Annotated in this window: 16 protein-coding genes; all 16 read right to left on the bottom strand. The window is 67.1% G+C overall.

The window, feature by feature from the left end:
• Positions 1–100: 100 nt before the first annotated feature.
• The 16 genes from ACVW00_RS02020 to rplA all read right to left on the bottom strand — a co-directional run bounded on the left by ACVW00_RS02020 (position 101) and on the right by rplA (position 21,644).
• Positions 101–3,985, bottom strand: coding sequence for a DNA-directed RNA polymerase subunit beta' (locus ACVW00_RS02020; RefSeq protein ID WP_457109231.1), 3,885 nt, complete (start codon positions 3,983–3,985; stop codon positions 101–103).
• Positions 3,986–4,098: 113 nt separating this feature from the next.
• Positions 4,099–7,602: a DNA-directed RNA polymerase subunit beta gene (rpoB, locus tag ACVW00_RS02015; RefSeq protein WP_457109230.1), complete on the bottom strand. Its 3,504-nt coding sequence runs from the start codon at positions 7,600–7,602 to the stop codon at positions 4,099–4,101.
• Between the two features lie 252 nt (positions 7,603–7,854).
• Entirely contained in the window at positions 7,855–8,802 is a 948-nt protein-coding gene (locus tag ACVW00_RS02010; protein WP_457109229.1) for a J domain-containing protein, read from the bottom strand.
• 7 nt (positions 8,803–8,809) lie between these two features.
• On the bottom strand, positions 8,810–9,343 hold the full coding sequence (locus ACVW00_RS02005) for a hypothetical protein (RefSeq protein WP_457109228.1): 534 nt from the start codon (positions 9,341–9,343) through the stop codon (positions 8,810–8,812).
• A 4-nt stretch (positions 9,344–9,347) separates the two neighbouring features.
• Positions 9,348–10,628, bottom strand: coding sequence for an MCE family protein (locus ACVW00_RS02000; protein WP_457109227.1), 1,281 nt, complete (start codon positions 10,626–10,628; stop codon positions 9,348–9,350).
• Entirely contained in the window at positions 10,625–12,034 is a 1,410-nt protein-coding gene (locus ACVW00_RS01995; RefSeq protein WP_457109226.1) for an MCE family protein, read from the bottom strand. Before ACVW00_RS01995 ends, ACVW00_RS02000 begins: the two co-directional genes overlap by 4 nt.
• Positions 12,031–13,194: an MCE family protein gene (locus ACVW00_RS01990; protein WP_457109225.1), complete on the bottom strand. Its 1,164-nt coding sequence runs from the start codon at positions 13,192–13,194 to the stop codon at positions 12,031–12,033. Before ACVW00_RS01990 ends, ACVW00_RS01995 begins: the two co-directional genes overlap by 4 nt.
• The gene (locus ACVW00_RS01985; protein WP_457109224.1) at positions 13,194–14,168 is read right to left on the bottom strand and encodes an MCE family protein; all 975 of its coding nucleotides are present in this window, start codon (positions 14,166–14,168) and stop codon (positions 13,194–13,196) included. Before ACVW00_RS01985 ends, ACVW00_RS01990 begins: the two co-directional genes overlap by 1 nt.
• Complete coding sequence (locus tag ACVW00_RS01980) at positions 14,165–15,208, bottom strand: MCE family protein (RefSeq protein ID WP_457109223.1); 1,044 nt, start codon at positions 15,206–15,208, stop codon at positions 14,165–14,167. The genes ACVW00_RS01985 and ACVW00_RS01980 overlap by 4 nt, the downstream gene beginning before the upstream one ends.
• A complete protein-coding gene (locus ACVW00_RS01975; protein ID WP_457109222.1) occupies positions 15,205–16,479 on the bottom strand; it encodes an MCE family protein in 1,275 nt (424 codons plus the stop codon). The genes ACVW00_RS01980 and ACVW00_RS01975 overlap by 4 nt, the downstream gene beginning before the upstream one ends.
• A gap of 5 nt (positions 16,480–16,484) precedes the next feature.
• Complete coding sequence (locus ACVW00_RS01970; protein ID WP_457109221.1) at positions 16,485–17,312, bottom strand: MlaE family ABC transporter permease; 828 nt, start codon at positions 17,310–17,312, stop codon at positions 16,485–16,487.
• A gap of 4 nt (positions 17,313–17,316) precedes the next feature.
• A complete protein-coding gene (locus tag ACVW00_RS01965; RefSeq protein ID WP_457109220.1) occupies positions 17,317–18,102 on the bottom strand; it encodes an MlaE family ABC transporter permease in 786 nt (261 codons plus the stop codon).
• A 7-nt stretch (positions 18,103–18,109) separates the two neighbouring features.
• Positions 18,110–19,063, bottom strand: coding sequence for an ABC transporter ATP-binding protein (locus ACVW00_RS01960; RefSeq protein WP_457109219.1), 954 nt, complete (start codon positions 19,061–19,063; stop codon positions 18,110–18,112).
• Positions 19,064–19,348: 285 nt separating this feature from the next.
• Positions 19,349–19,741 carry a 50S ribosomal protein L7/L12 gene (gene rplL / locus ACVW00_RS01955; protein ID WP_457109218.1) on the bottom strand — a complete coding sequence of 131 codons (393 nt, stop codon included), beginning with the start codon at positions 19,739–19,741 and terminating at the stop codon, positions 19,349–19,351.
• 59 nt (positions 19,742–19,800) lie between these two features.
• Positions 19,801–20,535, bottom strand: coding sequence for a 50S ribosomal protein L10 (rplJ, locus tag ACVW00_RS01950; protein WP_457109217.1), 735 nt, complete (start codon positions 20,533–20,535; stop codon positions 19,801–19,803).
• A gap of 395 nt (positions 20,536–20,930) precedes the next feature.
• Positions 20,931–21,644 (bottom strand): 50S ribosomal protein L1, encoded by a 714-nt coding sequence (gene rplA / locus ACVW00_RS01945; RefSeq protein ID WP_457109216.1) that lies wholly within the window; start codon positions 21,642–21,644, stop codon positions 20,931–20,933.
• Positions 21,645–21,710: the final 66 nt, after the last annotated feature.

The raw sequence follows: 21,710 nt of genomic DNA, 5'->3' as shown, positions 1-21,710 counted from the left end.
TTCTTTCTCACCTGGTTTCGAGACGCCGGAAGCCCCACGAGCATGCTCGCGGGGCTTCCGTCTCCTCAACCTGGTTCGTTACACCAGAACTTCGCTTCGCTCAGTTCTGGTACGAACCAAAGTCGAAGTCGTCCAGGGCCACGGTCTGGCCGGTGGGCGACCCGAAGTCGTAGCTGCCGTAGGAGTCGTAGCCGGTCACGGAGTACGCCGCGGCGCGGGCCTCCTCGGTGGGCTCCACCCGGATGTTGCGGTACCGCTCGAGGCCGGTGCCCGCCGGGATCAGCTTGCCGATGATCACGTTCTCCTTGAGGCCACGCAGCGAGTCGGACTTGCCGTTGATCGCCGCGTCGGTGAGCACCCGCGTGGTCTCCTGGAACGAAGCCGCGGACAGCCACGACTCGGTCGCCAGCGAGGCCTTCGTGATGCCCATCAGCTCCGCACGACCCGAGGCCGGCTTGCCGCCCTCGGTCACCACGCGCCGGTTCTCGGCTTCGTACAGCACCCGGTCGACCAGGTCGGAGGGCAGCAGGTTGGTGTCACCGGACTCGATCACCGTGACCCGGCGCAGCATCTGCCGCACGATGATCTCGATGTGCTTGTCGTGGATCGACACGCCCTGGCTGCGGTACACCTGCTGGACCTCGGCCACCAGGTGCTCCTGGGCCTTGCGGACACCGAGGATGCGCAGCACCTCCTTCGGGTCCGGCGTGCCCTGGGTGAGCTGCTGGCCCACCTCGACGCGGTCGCCGTCCGCGATCAGCAGGCGCGAGCGCTTGCTGACGGGGTACTCCACCGGGTCCGAGCCGTCATCCGGGGTGATGATGATCTTGCGCGCCTTGTCGGTGTCCTCGATCTCCACCCGGCCTGCGGCCTCGGAGATCGGAGCCCGACCCTTGGGCTGGCGGGCCTCGAACAGCTCGACCACGCGGGGAAGACCCTGCGTGATGTCGTCTGCCGACGCCACACCACCGGTGTGGAAGGTGCGCATGGTCAGCTGCGTGCCGGGCTCACCGATGGACTGCGCGGCGATGATGCCGACCGCCTCACCGATGTCGACCAGCTTGCCGGTGGCCAGCGAGCGGCCGTAGCACTTCGCGCAGGTGCCGGTCTTGGCGTCACAGGTCAGCACGGAGCGGACCTTGACCTCCTCGATGCCGGCCGCGACCAGGTCGTTGACCTGCACGTCGCCCAGGTCGTCACCCGCCGCGACCAGCACGTCGCCGGTCTCGGGGTGGGTGATGTCCACGGCTGCGTTGCGGGCGTACGCCGCGGTGTCCCAGTTGTCGCTGCGGCGGACGACACCGTCGTCGCCACGGACACCGATCACCTTGGGCATGCCGCGCTCGGTGCCGCAGTCGTCCTCACGGATGATCACGTCCTGCGACACATCGACCAGACGACGGGTCAGGTAGCCCGAGTCCGCCGTGCGCAGCGCGGTGTCGGCCAGCCCCTTGCGGGCACCGTGCGTGGAGATGAAGTACTCCAGCACCGACAGGCCCTCGCGGAAGTTCGACTTGATCGGCCGCGGGATGATGTCGCCCTTCGGGTTGGCCACCAGACCACGCATCGCGGCGATCTGGCGGACCTGCATCCAGTTTCCGCGAGCACCCGAGTTCACCATCATGAAGATCGGGTTGTCCTTGTCGAAGTTCTTCTGCATCGCGGCCGCGACCACGTTCGAGGCCTGGGTCCAGATCTCGATGAGCTCCTGACGGCGCTCGTCGTCGGTGATCAGACCGCGGTCGAACTGCTTCTGGACCTTGGCCGCCTGGTCTTCGTACTTCTCCAGGATCTGGGCCTTGTCGTCGGGGGACACGACGTCCTCGATCGACACCGTCACACCCGAGCGGGTCGCCCAGGCGAAGCCGGTGTCCTTGAGGGCGTCCAGCGAGTGCGCCACCTCGACCTTGCTGTAGCGCTCGGCCAGGTCGTTGACGATCTTGCCGAGCTGGTTCTTGCCGACTTCGTACTCGACGTAGCGGTAGTTCGCCGGCAGCGCCTCGTTGAAGAGGGCGCGACCGAGCGTCGTCTGAAGCGTGATCGGCGAGCCGGGCTCCCAGCCCTCGGGCAGCTCGGCGTCCTCGGGGGGCACGACGTCGCTGAGGCGGATCCGGACCTTCGACTGCAGCGAGATCTCGCCCTTGTCGAACGCCATCAGCGCCTCACCGGTGGACGAGAACGCCCGGCCCTCGCCGGGCTCGCCGTCGCGACCGAGGGTGAGGAAGTAGATGCCGATGATCATGTCCTGGGTGGGCATGGTCACCGGGCGACCGTCCGAGGGCTTCAGGATGTTGTTCGTCGAGAGCATCAGGATCCGCGCCTCGGCCTGGGCCTCGGCCGACAGCGGCAGGTGCACCGCCATCTGGTCGCCGTCGAAGTCGGCGTTGAACGCCGAGCAGACGAGCGGGTGGATCTGGATCGCCTTGCCCTCGATCAGCTGGGGCTCGAAGGCCTGGATGCCGAGGCGGTGCAGCGTGGGTGCCCGGTTGAGCAGCACCGGGTGCTCGGCGATGACCTCCTCCAGGACGTCCCAGACCTCGGGGCGTACGGCGCGCTCGACCATCCGCTTGGCGGACTTGATGTTCTGCGCGTGCGACAGGTCGACCAGCCGCTTCATCACGAACGGCTTGAACAGCTCGATCGCCATGTACTTCGGCAGGCCGCACTGGTGCAGCTTGAGCTGCGGGCCGACCACGATGACCGAACGGCCGGAGTAGTCGACGCGCTTGCCGAGGAGGTTCTGGCGGAAACGACCCTGCTTGCCCTTGAGCATGTCCGAGAGCGACTTCAGCGGCCGGTTGCCCGGGCCGGTGACCGGCCGGCCACGACGGCCGTTGTCGAACAGCGAGTCGACGGCCTCCTGGAGCATCCGCTTCTCGTTGTTGACGATGATCTCGGGCGCACCGAGGTCGAGCAGCCGCTTGAGCCGGTTGTTGCGGTTGATCACCCGGCGGTAGAGGTCGTTGAGGTCGGAGGTCGCGAAGCGGCCACCGTCGAGCTGCACCATCGGGCGCAGGTCCGGCGGGATGACCGGGACGGCGTCGAGGACCATGCCCAGCGGGCTGTTGTTGGTCTTGCGGAAGGCGTCGACCACCTTCAGCCGCTTGAGCGCACGGACCTTGCGCTGGCCCTTGCCGTTCTCGATGACGTCGCGAAGGGCCTCGACCTCGGCCTCGATGTCGAAGGTCTCCAGGCGCTTCTGGATCGCCGTGGCGCCCATGTAGCCCTCGAAGTACTTGCCGAACCAGTTCTTCATCTCGCGGTAGAGCAGCTCGTCGCCCATGAGGTCCTGGACCTTGAGGGTCTTGAAGGTGTTCCACACCTCGTCGAGCCGGTCGAGCTCACGCTGGGCCCGGTCGCGGACCTGCTTCATCTCGCGCTCGGCACCGTCGCGGACCTTGCGGCGCGCGTCGGCCTTGGCACCCTCGGCCTCGAGCTCGGCGAGGTCGGCCTCGAGCTTCTTGGTGCGCTCGTCCAGCGAGTTGTCGCGGCGGTTCTCGATGCTCTTGCGCTGCAGCCCGATCTTGCCCTCGAGCTCGCTGAGGTCCTTGTGACGGGCGTCCTCGTCGACCTGGGTGATCATGTACGCCGCGAAGTAGATGACCTTCTCGAGGTCCTTCGGTGCGAGGTCGAGCAGGTAGCCGAGCCGGCTGGGAACACCCTTGAAGTACCAGATGTGGGTGACCGGGGCGGCCAGCTCGATGTGGCCCATGCGCTCACGACGCACCTTCGAGCGGGTCACCTCGACGCCGCAGCGCTCGCAGATGATGCCCTTGAAGCGCACGCGCTTGTACTTGCCGCAGTAGCACTCCCAGTCCCGGGTGGGACCGAAGATCTTCTCGCAGAAGAGACCGTCACGCTCGGGCTTCAGCGTGCGGTAGTTGATGGTTTCCGGCTTCTTGACCTCGCCGTGGCTCCACGTGCGGATGTCGTCCGCGGTGGCCAGGCCGATCTTGAGCTGGTCGAAGAAATTCACATCGAGCACGGTGGCTGCTGTCCTTCGTTAGTTGCTGAAAACTCTGAGGCGACTGAGGGCGCCTGACGGAGGTTTCGAGACGCTCGCTGCGCGAGCTCCTCAACCACCGTCAGGCGGACCACTCAGACTTCTTCGACGCTGCTGGGCTCGCGGCGGGAGAGGTCGATGCCGAGCTCCTCGGCGGCGCGGAAGACGTCCTCCTCCGCGTCGCGCATCTCGATCGCGGAGCCGTCCTGGGACAGCACCTCGACGTTGAGGCAGAGCGACTGCATCTCCTTGACGAGCACCTTGAACGACTCCGGGATGCCGGAGTCGGGGATGTTCTCGCCCTTGACGATCGCCTCGTAGACCTTGACGCGACCAGGCACGTCGTCGGACTTGATCGTCAACAGCTCCTGGAGCGCGTAGGCGGCGCCGTACGCCTCCATTGCCCAGACCTCCATCTCACCGAAGCGCTGGCCACCGAACTGGGCCTTACCGCCGAGCGGCTGCTGGGTGATCATGGAGTACGGGCCGGTCGAGCGCGCGTGGATCTTGTCGTCGACCAGGTGGTGGAGCTTGAGGATGTACATGTAGCCGACCGAGACCGGGTCCGGGAACGGCTCGCCGGAGCGGCCGTCGAAGAGCCGGGCCTTGCCGTTGCCCTTGACCAGGCGCACCCCGTCACGCGTGGGGAGCGTCGAGCCGAGCAGACCGACCAGCTCGTCCTCGCGGGCACCGTCGAACACCGGGGTGGCGACCTTGGTGTTGGGCTCTGCGGCCTCCGCGTGGATCTTGATCAGCCGCTGCTTCCAGTCGGCGTCGTCGCTGTCGTCGCTCTGCTGGACGTCCCAGCCGGTCTTGGCCAGCCAGCCGAGGTGGATCTCGAGGATCTGACCGATGTTCATCCGGCCCGGCACGCCGAGCGGGTTGAGCACGACGTCGACCGGGGTCCCGTCCTCGAGGAACGGCATGTCCTCGATCGGCAGGATCTTGGAGATCACACCCTTGTTGCCGTGCCGGCCGGCGAGCTTGTCACCCACCGAGATCTTGCGCTTCTGCGCGACGTAGACCCGGACCAGCTGGTTGACGCCCGGGGGCAGCTCGTCGCCGTCCTCGCGGTTGAACTCGCGGACGCCGATGACCGTGCCGGACTCGCCGTGCGGGACCTTCATCGAGGTGTCGCGCACCTCGCGCGCCTTCTCGCCGAAGATCGCGCGAAGCAGGCGCTCCTCGGGGGTCAGCTCGGTCTCGCCCTTCGGCGTCACCTTGCCGACGAGGATGTCACCGGTGGTGACCTCGGCGCCGACGCGGATGATGCCGCGCTCGTCGAGGTCGGCGAGCAGCTCGTCGCCGACGTTCGGGATGTCCCGGGTGATCTCCTCGGGACCGAGCTTGGTGTCGCGGGCGTCGACCTCGTGCTCCTCGATGTGGATCGAGGTGAGGACGTCCTCCTGCACCAGGCGCTGGCTGAGGATGATGGCGTCCTCGTAGTTGTGGCCCTGCCAGGGCATGAACGCCACCAGCAGGTTGGTGCCGAGCGCCATCTCGCCCTGGTCGGTGCACGGCCCGTCGGCGATCGGCGAACCGACCTCGACCCGGTCGCCCTCGGCGACCAGCGGACGCTGGTTGATGCAGGTGCCCTGGTTGGAGCGGGTGAACTTCTGCAGGCGGAACGACTTGTTGCCGCCCTCGTCGGTCATCACCACGATCTCGTCGGCCGAGATCTCCTTGACCACGCCGGCCACGTCGGAGGTGACCACGTCACCCGCGTCGACCGCTGCGCGGTACTCCATGCCGGTGCCGACCAGCGGCGCGTCGCTCTTGATCAGCGGCACGGCCTGGCGCTGCATGTTGGCGCCCATGAGCGCGCGGTTGGCGTCGTCGTGCTCGAGGAACGGGATCAGCGCCGTCGCGACCGACACCATCTGGCGCGGCGAGACGTCCATGTAGTCGACCTCGGTGCCCGGGATGTCGACGGTCTCGCCGCCACGGGTGCGGCCGAGGACCAGGTCGTTGGCGAAGTGGTTGTCGGCGGTCAGCACGGCGTTGGCCTGTGCGATGACCTTCGAGTCCTCCTCGTCAGCGGTCAGGTAGTCGATCTGGTCGGTGACCTTGCCCTTGACGACCTTGCGGTACGGCGTCTCGATGAAGCCGAACGGGTTGATCCGCCCGTACGACGCGAGCGAGCCGATCAGGCCGATGTTCGGACCTTCGGGCGTCTCGATCGGGCACATCCGGCCGTAGTGCGACGGGTGGACGTCACGGACGTCCATCTGCGCGCGGTCACGGGAGATACCGCCCGGGCCGAGCGCGTTCAGGCGCCGCTTGTGGGTCAGACCGGCGATCGGGTTGGTCTGGTCCATGAACTGCGAGAGCTGCGAGGTGCCGAAGAACTCCTTCAGCGCCGCAACCACCGGGCGGATGTTGATCAGGGACTGCGGCGTGATCGCCTCGACGTCCTGGGTCGTCATCCGCTCCCGGACGACGCGCTCCATGCGGGCCAGGCCGGTGCGCAGCTGGTTCTGGATCAGCTCGCCCACCGTGCGCATGCGCCGGTTGCCGAAGTGGTCGATGTCGTCGGGACGGACCTCGATCTGCTGGCCGTGGCTGTCCTTGATCGGCTTGGCCTTGGCGTCGACCAGCGTCTCCTTGCCGGCATGCAGCTCGACGATGTAGCGGATCGTCGCCACGATGTCGTCGACGGTCAGCGTCTGCTGGTCGAAGGCCTCATGGGTGCCGAGCTTCTTGTTGATCTTGTAGCGGCCGACCTTGGCGAGGTCGTAGCGCTTGGGGTTGAAGTAGTAGTTCTGCAGCAGCGTCTGCGCGGCCTCGCGCGTCGGCGGCTCGCCCGGGCGCAGCTTGCGGTAGATGTCGAGCAGCGCCTCGTCCTGGGTGGTGGTGTGGTCCTTCTCCAGGGTGAGCATCATCGACTCGTACTCGCCGAACTCCTCGCGGATCTGCTCGTCGGTCCAGCCGAGGGCCTTGAGCAGCACCGTGACGTTCTGCTTGCGCTTGCGGTCGAGGCGGACGCCGACCATGTCGCGCTTGTCGATCTCGAACTCGAGCCAGGCGCCGCGGGACGGGATCACCTTCGCGGTGAAGATGTCCTTGTCGGAGGTCTTGTCCGCGGTGCGCTCGAAGTACACGCCCGGCGAGCGGACCAGCTGGGACACCACGACACGCTCGGTGCCGTTGATGATGAAGGTGCCCTTGCGGGTCATCATCGGGAAGTCGCCCATGAAGACCGTCTGGCCCTTGATCTCACCGGTCTCGCCGTTGGTGAACTCGGCGGAGACGTAGAGGGGGCGGGAGTAGGTGAAGTCCTTCTCCTTGCACTCCTCCTCGGTGTACTTGGGGTCGAGGAAGACAGGGTTCTCGAACGAGAGCGACATCGTCTCGGAGAAGTCCTCGATCGGCGAGATCTCCTCGAAGATCTCGTGGAGTCCCGACTTCGTCGACAGCTCCTCGCCCCTCGCGTTCGCCTCAGCGACGCGGGTAGCCCACAGCTCGTCGCCGATCAGCCAGTCGAAGCTGTCGGTCTGGAGCGCAAGCAGCTGCGGAACCTCGAGCGGTTCGGAGATCTTGGCGAAGGAGATGCGGCGGGGACTCTGGGTCTTGCTGTTCTTGCTGCGCGAGGCGGCCAAGAGTGGAGGTCCTTCCGAGGCACAAGTTGATGCGCGTGAGCCCACCACAGACCGGCCACCGGACAGGCGGGAATGCATTTGAGGGCAGACGCAAAGAGGAAGATTACCCGATGGGCATGCAGAAACACAACACCGAAATTCGGGCGCCTGGTCTGAGACCGGACCTCGTACTGGTGTTGCTGGCGCCAAGCATGAACCGGCAGGGGCGTCAGGTCAAGCACCTGGCGCCGGAATTGCGCCGAAGTCGCGTGGTCAGTAGCTGGTGAGGTTGTCCACCAGCCAGTTGTCGCCGCGGTGCACCATCGTGGCCACGACCCGGTTCTGGAAGACCGTCGGCTGGGCGTCGCCCTTGACCGAGGACTGGTTCACGAACGCGATGATCCGGACCCGGTCGGACTCCGCGTCGACGACTCCGGTGTCGAGCACGTCGGCGGTCACCACCGCCTTGGTCTTCTCGACCGGCCCCGGGCTCCCGTCCGGACCGACGGCAAGCAGGCCGTTGAAGGTCTTGAGGTAGTCCTTCCTGTACGACGGCGTCAGGAACTGCACCGCCCGGTCGCGGTCGGCCTCCATGTGCCGGTAGTCGTAGGAGAGCACGGCCTTCAGCGCGCGCTCGGCAGCAGCCGACGCGTCCGGACCGGCGTCGAACGTGTGCGCGGCCGGTACGGCGCCCTCGACGTCGGCCTTCCACACGTGCAGGCCGAGCACGGACACGAGCGCGGCCACGAGACACGCGACCAGGACCGGCACGCAGATCACGACGACCCAGCCCAGGCGTGCTCCCAGCCAGGTGACCGGTCGTGGGCCCTCGGTCGGGCTGCTCGTGGGGGTGCTGGTCGGGGCCGGCTCGTCAGCAGGCGATGCGTCCGGCGCGGTCAGGACGTCGGGCTCGGACTCCCGATCGGCGTCGGCGTCCGGAAGGGACTCCGGCGCCGGCTCCGGCTCCGGCTCCGGCTCGGGCGCTGCGGCGGCCGTGTCGACGGCGGCGGGCGCGTCCGGGCCGGCGAGCTCCGCGTCGTACGCCTCGCGCCGAGCCGGGTCGAGCAGCACGTCGGCTGCCTCGTTGAACAGCCGGAACTGGCTGGTCCCGGAGCCGGGCTCGAACTTGTCGGTGGCGGCGCGCCACGCCGCCTTGACCTGCTCGGGCGTCGCGTCGCGCTCGACACCGAGGATGTCGTACCAGGTCGGGTTGTTGGCCATGCCCGCCTCAGCTCACCGGGGTGAAGTCGTCGACGAGCCAGTCACCGTGGACCTTGCGCAGGGCGACCGTCCAGCGGTAGTGCCGGTCGGTCGTGCCGGAGGTGTCCTTGAGCGTGCTGTCGTGGGCAACCAGCACCGTGGCGCTGTCGGCGTCGAGCTCGGAGACACCGCTGGACAGGATCGTGCCGGTGCCCTTGAGCTCCTTGGAGATGCCGAGCTTCTCGAACTCCGCGAAGGAGGAGTCGAACTTCGCCTTCTGCTTCGTGGTCAGCAGCTGGGACACCTTCTTCTTGTAGCCGGCGACGTCGGACCCGTCGACGGCGTCCATCCGCAGGCAGAACTGCTCGGCGACGGCGACCACCTGGTGGCGCGTGGAGCTCGACGGGATCGGCTGCCCGCTGTTGGACAGCGACAGCGGCTCGTCGGTCGGGTGGTAGGCGCGGTAGACCAGCACGCCGGCCACCAGCACACCGAGTGCGGTGAGCACGACGAGTGCGAGCGCGAGGAAGCCCCGGGTGGTCCCGGAAGGTGCGTTGGTCAAGCGATCACATCACCGGCTGCAGCAACAACGACTTCCACGAGTCCTCCCCGAACACCCGGGCCGCGCCGCCGTCGTAGACGACGTTCGACGCAGACGCCTGGTCGTTCCAGGTCATCGTGCCCGTGTCCAGATCGTACGTGCCGAGGTCGGAGCCAGTGCCCGCGCGGTACGCCGCACCGGTGCGCGGGGCGTTCTGCGCACCGCGGGCGTTGGTCTTGCTCGCCGGCTCCGCACAGTGGGCGTTCTCGTCCATCGCCTTGTCGCTGGTGTCCAGGGGGGTGCGCCACTGCGTGGGGTTGTAGCCCTTGTCGCAGACAGCGGGATCGGGGTTGAAGATCAGGCCGAAGCGGGCGTTGTAGACGCCGCCGCTCTTGGCGGTCACCGTGTAGCCCGCGGCGACCTCGTAGGGGTAGAGGACCAGGATCTGCCGGATGCCGTCGAGGTGCTTGACCACGACCTCACCGGTGGTGACCAGGTTGTTGATCAACCCACCCAGATCGACCTGGTTCTCCTCCAGGAACGTCCGCAGCTCATTGGCCGTGGCCGACCCGTTGTCGATCAACGCCCGCAACGACGCATCATTGTCAGCCACCACCCCGGAGAACAACGCCAGATCCTGGGCAAAGCTCCTGATCGCCGAACCCTTGTCCGACTGCGTGCGCAACACCGTGTTCGAATCCCGGATCAACGCCGTGGTCACATCGAAGTTCTTGTTCGCCGCCTCGATGAACGAGTCCGAGGTGTCGATCAACCGGCCCAGATCATCAGCACTGCCCTTGAACCCCGCCCCCAGCTCCGAGACCACCGTGCGCAGATCATCCTGCGGCACCGAGTTCACGAACCCATCGACACTGGTCAAGATCTGCGTCGTCGACTTCGGCACCGCCGTGTCCCCCACCGCGATCCGCGAACCATCCCTCAGATACGGACCCTTGTCCGTGCGCGGCTCCAGATCCACATACTGCTCACCGACCGCCGACTTGTTGCCCACCAACGCCAACGTGTCCACCGGAATCCGCTTCTGCGACTTGTCGATGCTCAACACCACATCGACACCATCACGGGTCAACCGCATGTCCGAGACCTGACCCACCCGGAAACCCCGATACGTCACCTCAGCACCGGTGAAGATCCCCCCCGACTGCGCGAACTCCGCACTCACCGCATACGAGGAGTCATAGACCAACCGATCCAACCGCGCATACCGCGCCCCCACATAGGAGACCCCCACCAACGTCAAGAACACGAAGACCAACAACTGCTTCTTGGTGCGAGAGGTGATCACTTGACCGCCACCCCCTGCATCAGCAGAGCTCCGAGCGTCGGGTCGTAGCCCGTGCCGCGCAGCAAGAAGGGATCGGCCGGCTTGTGCGGGTCGTAGGAGGCATTGGTGGCGGTGCGGCCGAGGAGGCCCCCGAGCCCGCCGAGGAGGCCCCCGAGGAGGTTGCTGTCACCGGAGGTGGGGCCACTGGTCGTGCCGGACAGGCCGCCGAGGAGGTTGCCGTTGGGCTGTCCGCCACCGCCGTCCTGGGCCGACCCCGCGCACAGGACGGCAGCGAGCTGGCAGAGCGGCTTGAGGGCGTTGTTGTTGAGCAGCAGGTCCTGCACGGTGCTGCACACCGGCGCCAGCGGGGTCGCCTTGCAGGTGCCGATGACGTCGGCAAGGCTCACGCCCGGCGCCAGACCGGGGATGCTCGGCAGGTTGAACAGGTCGAGCGAGAGGCTGACCGACAGGTTGGTGAAGTCGCCCATGTGCAGGTTGCGGGCGACCTGCGGGTCGCGGCCGACGGCCTCGTCGATGAACGGGTAGGTGAGGAACACCTGCAGCGACTTCGGCAGGTCCTGGCCGGACTTCGCGAACGCCTCGAGCACCGGTGCGAGGTGCTGCAGGCTGTTGATCGTCGACTCCTTCGACGCCTGGATCACCCTGACACCCACCGAGCTCAGGCGCGAGAGCGCCTGGAGCATCCGGACCAGGTCCGCACGCTGGCCGTTGATCGACTTGATCGCCGCGGGCAGGTCGTCGAGCGCCGACTTGATGGTGCCGTCCTGGCGGCGCAGCTCGAGCGAGAGCCGGTTGACGTTCTCCAGCGCCGTGACGATCGATTCCTTGTTGGCGTCGAGCTGGCCCATGAAGGAGCTGATCTGCGTGATGATCGAGCGCACCGACTGCTCGCGGCCGCCGAAGGCGGTGTTCAGTTCCTCGGAGATCGTCTTCAGCTGGCCGACGCCGCCGCCGTTGAGGAGCAGCGCGAGGGCTCCGAAGACCTCTTCGATCTCGGGATTGCGCCCGGTGTCCTCGAGCCCGATGGTGTCGCCGTCGCCGAGCTTTCCGGTCGGGTCGTCGGGCTTGCTCAGCGACACGAACTTCTCGCCGAGAAGGCTGGTCTGGCGCAGTTCAGCGCGGGCGTTGTCGGGCAGGTCGATCGACCGCGGCAGCTTGACCGTGACGTCGGCGGTGTAGCCCTTGAGGTTGATCGCGGTGACCTTGCCGACGGTGACGTCGTCGACCTTGACCGTCGACTGCGGCACCAGGTCGAGCACGTCGCGGAACATGATGTGCACCGTGATCGGGTTGCTGCCGACGTCGGGTCCGCCCGGGAGCGGGATGTCGTAGACCGAGCAGCTGCTCAGGCCGATCGCACCGACCACCGCGGCCGCGATGGTGGCGAGCCGTCCGCGCGCGCTCATCGCTCCGCCTTCACGAGTCCGCCGAGGGTGGGGTCGACCGGTTCGACGACCGAGGTCCTCATGCTGCCGTCGGGGTTGAGCGCCCCGGCCCGCTGGAGGCCGAGCAGCTTGACCACCGAGGTCAACGGCCCGCAGGCGTCCGGGACGAGCGCACACAGCACCACCGACGGGCTCGAGGTCAGCTTGGTGACCGTCTCCCCGATGTTGGCGCGGGTGTCGAGCGTGCCCGCCTTCTCGTCGTACGCCAGGAACAGGTTGTTCAGCGCGACCGGCGCGTCCTTGAGCGTCTCGTCGAGCGCGGAGCGGTTCTTGACCAGCACCGTCGAGAGCTGGTTGAGCTCCTTGATGTTGCTCGACAGCAGGCTGCGGTTGTCGGCCACGAACGACTTCACCTCGGTCATCGCCACCGACAGGTTCTTCAGCACGTCGGCGAGGTCCTGGCGCTCGTCGGCGAGGAGCTTGGCGCCGCTGGCCAGCGAGTCGTTGAACTTGCGGACCGTGTCGTCGTTCTTCGCCAGCGTCTGGGTGAAGTTCTCCACCTGCGAGACCGTGCCGAAGAGCTCGTCCTTGTTGTCGGCCAGGGTCTTGGTGAACTCGCTGAGGTTGTGCAGCGTCTGGTTGAACTGGACGCCCTCGCCGCCGAAGTTGCGGGCGGTCGAGTCCAGCAGCCTGCTGAGGGCACCGGTCCCGGACGGTCCCGGCTTGTTCGCCCCCTCGGGTCCCAGGGCCGTGGTCAGGTCGGTGATCGAGCCGAAGATCTGGTCCAGCTCCAGCGGCGTGGCCGTGCGGTCGAGACCGAGGTGTGAGTCCTCGGCGAGGACCTTGCCCCCGGTGTACACCGGGGTCAGCTGGATGAACCGGTCGCCGATGATCGACGGCGAGATCACGGCCGCCTTCGCGTCCGCGGGGACCTTGTACTTGGAGTCGTAGTGGAACTTCACCACGACCTTGGTCCCGGACGGGTCGACGTCGTCGACCTTCCCGACCTGGACCCCCAGGATCTTCACGTCCGAGCCCTTGTAGAGCGAGATCGCCCGCGGGAACTCGGCGGTGACGTGCCGCTCGCCCTTGCCGGGCAGGAGCAGCAGGAAGGCGCCGATGAGCAGCACCAGGACGAGGATCGCCGCGATCGCCGGGTTCACGCTTCGTACGGCCCTCATCACTGACCAGCTCCCAGGGCCGGGCCCGGAGGCAGGTTGGAGATCCAGGTGTCGAACCACGGACCGGTGCCGAGGGTGTTGGTGAACACGCGGTAGAACGGCGCCATCAGCCGCAGCGAGTTGTCCAGGTTGTTCTGGTTCTTGCGCAGCACGTCCACCACGGACTTGAGGTTGCTCAGCGCCGGCTTCAAGTCGGCCCGACTCTGCTCGACCAGCGCGGTCAGCTCCGTGGACAGGTTGCTCGTCGAGACCAGCAGCTCGTGGATGGCGTCGCGGCGGGCGACCACCGCCCGGAGGAGCTCGTCACTGGACTTCATCAGCGTGACGATGTCCTCGTCGCGGTCGGAGAGCACGCCCGAGACCTTCTGCAGGTTGCCGAGCAGGGTGTTGAGCTGGGAGTCGCGCGCTGCCACGTTGGCCGACAGTGCGGAGAGGCCCTTCAGGGTGCTCTTCAGCTCCTCCGGAGTGTTCTGGGTGGCGTCGGCGAGCGTGTTCAGCGACTGGGTCAGCTGCGGCAGGTCGATCTGCTGGGCGCGCTCGGCGAGGCCGCTGAACGCCTGCACGACGTCGTACGCCGACCGGGTGCGCGAGGTCGGGATCGTGCTGCCCTTCTTGAGCTGCCCCGAACCCTTCGGCTCGAGCGCGAGGAACATCTGACCGAGCAGCGTCTTGACCTTGATCTCGGCGTTCGTCTCTGTGCCGAAGTCGGCCGCGGAGGTGATCCGGAAGGTGACCTTCACGTGGTCACCGTCGAGGCCGACCCCCGTCACCTTGCCGACGCGGACGCCGGCGATGCGGACCTCGTCGTTCGGCCTGATCCCGCTCGAGTCGGTGAAGGAGGCGTAGTAGGTGTCGCCGCCGCCGATCAGCGGCAGCGAGTCGGCCTTGAACGCCATCACGAGGAGGGCCAGCACGATGAGGAGGCTGACCGCGCCGATCTTCACTGGATTGCGCTCGCGGAAGGGCTTCGTCATGAGAGGTTGCACCTCCCGTTGCCGCCCGGATAGGTCTGGTACGGCACCGTGAGCGGCGGACCGGTCGGCAGGATCACCTTCGCCTGGAACTCGCACAGGTAGAAGTTGAAGAACGACCCGTAGATGGCTGTGCGGCCGATCTTCTCGAGCTTGATCGGCAGGATCTGGAGCGCCCTGTCGATCTCGTCGCGGCCCTGGTTCAGGTTGGTGGCCACCTGGCGCAGCTCCTTGATGCTGGACACGAGGCCGGGACGGATGCCGGTGGTGAGGTCCGCCGTCTGGCGGGTCAGCGCGGAGACCGAGTCCAGGGAGTTCAGGATCGCGTCCTTGTCCTGGTTCAGCCCGGACATGAAGTCGCGCAGCTGGATGATCAGGCTGGAGAGCTGCTGGTCGCGGTCGCCGACGGTCTTCAGGACGACGTTGAGGTTGGTGATGACGTCGCCGATGAGCTGGTCGCGATCGGCGAGCGTCTGGGTCACCGACCCGGTGCTGCGCAGCAGCCCCTCGAGGTTGCCGCCTTCGCCCTGGAAGACCTGGATGAGCTCGTAGCTCAGCTTGTTGACGTCCGTGGGGGTGAGCGCTGCGAAGAGCGGCTTGAACCCGTTGAACAGCGTGGTGAGGTCGAGCGCCGGCTGGGTGCGGCTCAGCGGGATCGTCGAGTCACTCGGCAGTCGTGAGGTGTCGCCGACTCCCTGCGTGATCGCGATGTAGCGCTGGCCGACCAGGTTGCGGTAGCGGATCGTCGCGGTCGAGCTGCGCGTGACCTCGGTGGCGTTGCGGACGGTGAACGTCACCCGTGCCCGGGTGCGGTCGACGATCTCGACCTTCTTCACGCTCCCGACCTTGACGCCCGCGACGCGGATGTCGTCGCCCTTGAGCACGCCGGTGACGTCGCTGAAGATCGCCTTGTACTGGCGCGACTTCTCGAAGTTCAGGTTGCCGATCAGGACGATCAGCACGCCGGTCGCCAGGCTGGTGACGACCATGAAGATGACCAGCTTGAACGCGTCACCACGGGTCTTCTTGTCGAGCATCTTCATCGGACGCTCACCTCGGTCCCGGTGGCGAGCGGGCCGAACAGCAACGTGGTCAGGTCGGGCACGCGGTCGGCCGAGACGCCGAGCACCGGCGCGGTGAGGGCGTTGAAGAACGCCTTCTGGGCCGAGCCGGCTGCGGCGCCGCTCAACGAGGCGTCCACCGCCGGAGCCGTCCGCTGCGCGTCACCACGCTGGAGGTTGTTGACGCCGTCGTTGAGGTTCGGCACCCCCGTGAGGGGCACCTTGGGGTTCGGCAGCCCCAGGCAGGCGGGTCCGTTGTCGGCACCGAGCACCGGCACGTCCTTCGGCCCGTAGCCGCGAGGCTGTCGCGGCAGCGTGATCAGGTCGATGTGGAAGACGAAGCCGCGGAAGGTGCTCGCCAGGTTGGGCGCCTGGTCGACCAGTCCCCTGAGCAGGCAGGGGAACTCCGGGGAGTAGCGGTTGAGCAGCTGCAGCTGCGGCTCGCTCAGCTGGCCCAGGCGCACGATGTTGCTGCCGTTGTTGTCCAGGAACGTCTTGGTGGTGTCGGAGAACGACGTGACGTCCTTGAGGAAGGCGTTGAGCTTCACCTGGCGCGAGAGCAGCGTGTTGCCGGTCTTCACGGTGTTGCGCAACGTCTCGGCGATCTGCGGCGCGACGTCGGCGTAGGTGCCGGTGACCTTGGCGAGCAGTCTCAGGTCCTCGACCAGCGCCGGCACCTGCGGGTTGAGGCGCTGCAGGTAGGAGTCGAGGGTCTCGATGTTCTGGCCGATCTCCTCGCCACGGCCCTCGAGCGCGCTCGCCAACGCGTTCAGCGTGTAGTTGAGCTCGGCGGGCTGGACGGCGCGGAGCAGCGGATAGATGTCGTTGAGGACCTTCTCGACCTCGATCGGCAGGAGCGTCTGCTTGATCTCGTCGCCCTGTTGCAGCGCGCTCTTCGACGCGTCGGTCGGCACCACCAGCTCGACGTACTTCTCGCCGAACAGGGTCTTGGGGAGGATCGAGGCGGTGACGTTCTCGGGGATCTTCCCGATCCAGTGCGGCTTGATGCCGAGGGTGAGGACCGCACCGTTGGCCTCCGACTTTGCCTCGAGCACCTCGCCGACGATGACGCCCCGGACCTTGACGTCGGCCCGGGACGGCAGCTGCAGGCCGATGGTGTCGGTGTCGAGCGTGACCCTGTCGAAGGACACGAACTTCTGGGTGAACACGGCGTTGATCAGCCACACGCCGAGCACCAGCATGCCGATGAACACGACACCGAGCAGCCGGTCGCTGAAGAACTTCCTGGTCATCGTCGTCAGCCCGCCAGCCTGACGGTGGTCGTCGAGCCCCAGATGGCCATGCTGAGGAAGAGGTCGATGACGTTGATCGCGACGATCGACGTCCTCACGGCACGACCGACCGCCACACCCACGCCGGCAGGACCGCCGCTGGCGGTGTAGCCGTGGTAGCAGTGGATCAGGATGACCACGACCGCGAAGACGAGCACCTTGCCGAACGACCAGAGCACGTCGCCGGGTGGGAGGAACTGGTTGAAGTAGTGGTCGTAGGTGCCGGCGCTCTGCCCGTAGAACTGGGTCACCACGAGCCGCGTCGCGAAGTAGGACGACAGCAGCCCGACGACGTACAGCGGCACGATCGCGATCAGCCCGCCGATGATCCTCGTGGTCACCAGGAACGGCATCGAGGGGATCGCCATCACCTCGAGGGCGTCGACCTCCTCGGAGATCCGCATCGCGCCGAGCTGGGCGGTGAAGCCGCAGCCGACCGTCGCGGCAAGTGCGATGCCGGCGACCAGCGGCGCGATCTCGCGGGTGTTGAAGTAGGCGGAGACGAAGCCGGAGAACGCGGCGGTGCCGATCTGGTTGAGCGAGGCGTAGCCCGACAGGCCGACCTGGGCGCCGGTGAAGAACGTCATCACCAGGATCACGCCGACCGTGCCGCCGATGACCGCCAGCGCACCGCTGCCGAGCGCCACCTCGGCCAGCAGCCGCAGGATCTCCCTGGGGTAGCGCTTGACCGATCGCGGCGTCGCGATCAGGGCGCGCACGTAGAACGCCAGCTCCTCACCGAGCCGGTCGAGCGCCTTCAGGGGACGCTCGTAGACCTGCTTCACGTCAGCCATGGCGCTAACCCGTCTTCGGTGGGACGAGTTGGACGAAGACCGCGCTCATCACGAAGTTCACGATGAACAGCAGCAGGAAGGTGATGACCACCGACTCGTTGACCGCGTCGCCGACGCCCTTCGGGCCGCCACCTGCGTTCATCCCCTTGAAGGCGGCGACGATGCCGGCGATGAGGCCGAACACGATCGCCTTGCTGAGTCCCTCCCACAGGTCGGGGAGCTGGGCGAGCGCGGTGAAGCTGGCCAGGTAGGCGCCGGGCGTGCCGTCCTGGAGGACCACGTTGAAGAAGTAGCCGCCGGCCACGCCGACGACGCTGACCATGCCGTTGAGGAAGAACGCCACCAGCATGGAGGCGAGCACCCGAGGTACGACGAGCCGCTGGATCGGGTCGATGCCGAGCACCATCATCGCGTCGAGCTCTTCGCGGATCTTGCGGGCGCCGAGGTCTGCGGCGATCGCGGAACCACCGGCACCGGCGATCAGGAGGGCGGTGCCGATCGGCGCGGCCTGCTGGACCACCGCGAGCACCGAGGCGGAGCCGGTGAAGGACTGCGCACCGAACTGCTTGATCAGGCTGCCGACCTGCAGCGCGATGACCGCACCGAAGGGGATGGCGACCAGCGCCGTCGGCACGATCGTCACCGACGCGATGAACCACGCCTGCTGGAGGAACTCGCGAGTCTGGAAGGGGCGCTTGAACAGCGCGATCGCGACATCTATCCCGAAGGCGAAGAGCTTGCCGGCTGTCCCGACGGGAGCCAGGATCCGGTCCGCGGTGAGAGAGGACATGCTGCCGTCAGGATCCCGGGGCCATGGACATGTTCGGCTCGAACGAACCTGGGGGCGGGGTCACGCCGTTCTCGCGGCACCACTCGCCCGGGGGGCGCTGGCTGCGGCGCGGGATGCCGTTGGAGGGCTCCTGCTGCAGCGGGATCGGGGGCAGCGGGGGCAGCTCCTGGCCCTCCTCGGCGGCGAGCTCGTCGGCGTCCTTCTCCTCGCTCATGCCGATCGGGCCGACCCGCTGGGCGTTGAGGAACTGGCGGACCACCGGCTCCTCGGAGCTCAGCAACATCTCGCGGGGACCGAACATCGCCAGGTGCTTGTGGTAGAGCAGCCCGATGTTGTCGGGCACCGTGCGGGCGGTGTTGATGTCGTGGGTCACGATCAGGAACGTCGCGTCGATCTGGGCGTTGAGGTCGATGATCAGCTGGTTGAGGAACGACGTACGGACCGGGTCCAGGCCGGAGTCCGGCTCGTCGAACAGCACGATCTCGGGGTCCAGGACCAGGGCACGGGCCAGGCCGGCACGCTTGCGCATCCCACCGGAGATCTCACCGGGCAGCTTGTCCTCGGCACCGAGGAGACCCACCAGGTCCATCTTCTCCATGACGATGTTGCGGATCTCCGACTCGGACTTCTTGGTGTGCTCGCGCAGCGGGAAGGCGACGTTGTCGTAGAGGTTCATCGACCCGAACATCGCGCCGTCCTGGAACAGCACCCCGAACAGCTTGCGGATCTCGTAGAGGTCCTTCTCCGAGCACGAGGCGATGTCGACGCCCTCGATCACCACGCTGCCGTTGTCGGGCTTGAGCAGGCCGATGATCGTCTTGAGCAGCACCGACTTGCCGGTGCCCGAGGGGCCCAGCATCACGCAGATCTCACCGGCCGGGATCGTCAGCGAGACGTCGCCCCAGATCAGCTGCTTCCCGAACGACTTGGTCAGGTGGCTGATCTCGATCTCCACACCCATGGGACGACTCCCTCTCACATCCGGCAGACAGCGGGCCACGCCTCCCACGGCGCTCCCACCTGGCTGAACCAACGAGTAACCGGGGGCTAAGTTACGCGGACAAAGCGACGCACGTCACCCCGTACCGGTAACGTCTCAGCATTTTTCCGATACTCTGACGACGGTTCCGGTATCGAATCTCCGGCTCTGCGCCTTTGGGATGTTCCGGACACGCACACGAGCGGCCGTCCCCAGGGGACGACCGCTCGTGCGGTGTGCGACTGCTGCGGCCCGGAGGCCGCGCGGTCACTTGAGGGTGACGGTGGCCCCGGCGCCCTCGAGGGCCTCCTTGGCCTTCTCCGCGGTCTCCTTGTTGGCCTTCTCCAGGACGGCCTTGGGAGCGGCCTCGACCAGCTCCTTGGCCTCCTTCAGCCCGAGGCTGGTCAGCGCCCGGACCTCCTTGATGACGTTGATCTTCTTGTCACCAGCGGCCTCGAGGATCACGTCGAACTCGTCCTGCTCGGCGGCCTCGTCGGCGGCGGCTGCGCCACCACCGGCGGCGGGGGCGGCAGCAACGGCGACCGGAGCGGCCGCGGTCACGCCGAAGGTGTCTTCGAACTGCTTCACGAACTCGCTGAGCTCGAGGAGGGTCATCTCCTTGAAAGCGTCGAGCAGCTCGTCGGTGCTGAGCTTCGCCATGGTGGCGTTCCTTTCGGTTGATGCTGCGTCACGGGCAGTCCCGCGACGCGAACGGGGTGTCAGGCCTCGGTGCTCTCGGGGGCCTCGGTGGTCTCCTCGGACGCGGGAGCGTCGTCGGACGCCGCCTCGGCCACAGGGGCCTCGGTGGTCTCCTCGGACGCCGGAGCGTCGTCGGACGCCGTCTCCTCGGCCGCGGGGGCCTCGTCGACGACGGTCTCCTCGGCCACGGCAGCCGGTTCACCGGCACCGTCCTTGAGGGGTTCAGTTGCGTCCTGCCCTGATTCCTCCAGCTTCGCCTGCAGCGCGCCGGCGAGCCGGGCAGCCTGGGCGAGGGGGGCGTTGAGCAGGTAGACGGCCTGGCTGAGCGAAGCGAGCATCGCGCCCGCCAGCTTGCCCAGGAGCACCTCGCGGGACTCGAGATCGGCCAGCTTGGCGATCTCCTTGGCGTCCATCGAGGCTCCGTCGACGTACCCGGCCTTGATCACAAGGGCGGGGTTTGCCTTGGCGAAGTCACGCAGACCCTTGGCCGCCTCGACGAGGTCGCCGTTGATGAAGGCGATCGCGGTCGGCCCGTTCAGCAGGTCGTCGAAGCCCTCGACGCCCGCCTCCTTGGCGGCGAGCTTGGTCAGCGTGTTCTTGACCACGGCGTAGTTGGCGTTCTCGCCGAGCGCGCGCCGCAGGTCCTGCAGCTGCTTCACGGTGAGCCCGCGGTACTCGGTCAGCACAGCGCCAGCGGAATCGTTGAACTGGTCGACGATCTCCGCGACGGCTGCTGCCTTGTCTGGCCGCGCCATGGGACTCCTTCCAACTTCTGCACGGGGTGTGCTCGGGCGGCGTACGGGATTGGACGCTGCCCGGACCTCGGACCGTTGTGGAAAGAAGAAGGCCCTGCGCACAGGGCACAGGGCGTACGGCGCGGAGCGCCTCGACTCGGTGTCACCTGCGCAGGCCGTCCGCTCTCGCGAAACCTTCACACCACCCAGATGGGGCCAGGGCGGTGAACCGGCGGTCTTCGGTTACGAGGGATGAGTCTAGGGGCCGTCCGGGGTCGTGACCAAATCGGCCCCCGGAACACCGAGGCGGCGCAGATGAAAGATTTGCTTTCATCTGCGCCGCCTCGACGCGTTTCAGGCTTTCAGTTGCGCCGCCTCGACGCTTTTGGGGCTTTCGTCTGAGCCGTCTCGACGGATCAGGCTTCGTCCTCGCCGGCCACGTTGCGGGTGCGGTTCGGGTCGACCTGGATGCCGGGGCCCATCGTCGTGGAGACCGTCACCTTCTTGATGTAGCGGCCCTTGGAGCTCGACGGCTTGAGCCGCAGCACCTCCTCGAGCGCAGCGGCGTAGTTCTCCGCCAGCTGGGCCTCGCTGAACGAGGTCTTGCCGATGATGAAGTGCAGGTTGGCGTGCCGGTCGACGCGGAACTCGATCTTGCCGCCCTTGATGTCGGAGACCGCCTTGGCGACGTCCGGGGTCACGGTGCCGGTCTTCGGGTTCGGCATCAGACCGCGGGGGCCGAGGACGCGGCCGAGCCGGCCGACCTTGCCCATCATGTCCGGGGTCGCGACCACGGCGTCGAAGTCGGTCCAGCCGCCGTTGACCTTCTCGATCAGCTCGTCGCCGCCGACGATGTCGGCGCCGGCCTCACGGGCGGCGTCGGCCTTGTCGCCGTTGGCGAACACGAGGACCTTGGCGGTCTTGCCGGTGCCGTGGGGCAGGTTGACGGTGCCGCGGACCATCTGGTCGGCCTTGCGGGGGTCGACCCCGAGGCGCATGGCGACGTCGACGGTCTCGTCGAACTTCTTCTTGGCGGTCTGCTTCGCGATCTTGATCGCGGCCAGCGGGGCGTGGAGCTCGTCCTTGTCGAACGCCTCTTCCGCCGCGCGGTAGGTCTTGCTGCGCTGCATGGTGGTTCCTACTTTCAGGAGATGTGGTGCGGGCCAGCGCGGCCCTTCCACGTGGTGCGGATCTCG

The sequence above is a fragment of the Marmoricola sp. URHA0025 HA25 genome, assembly GCF_054059435.1.
This window is presented reverse-complemented; position numbering and strand designations above follow the sequence as displayed.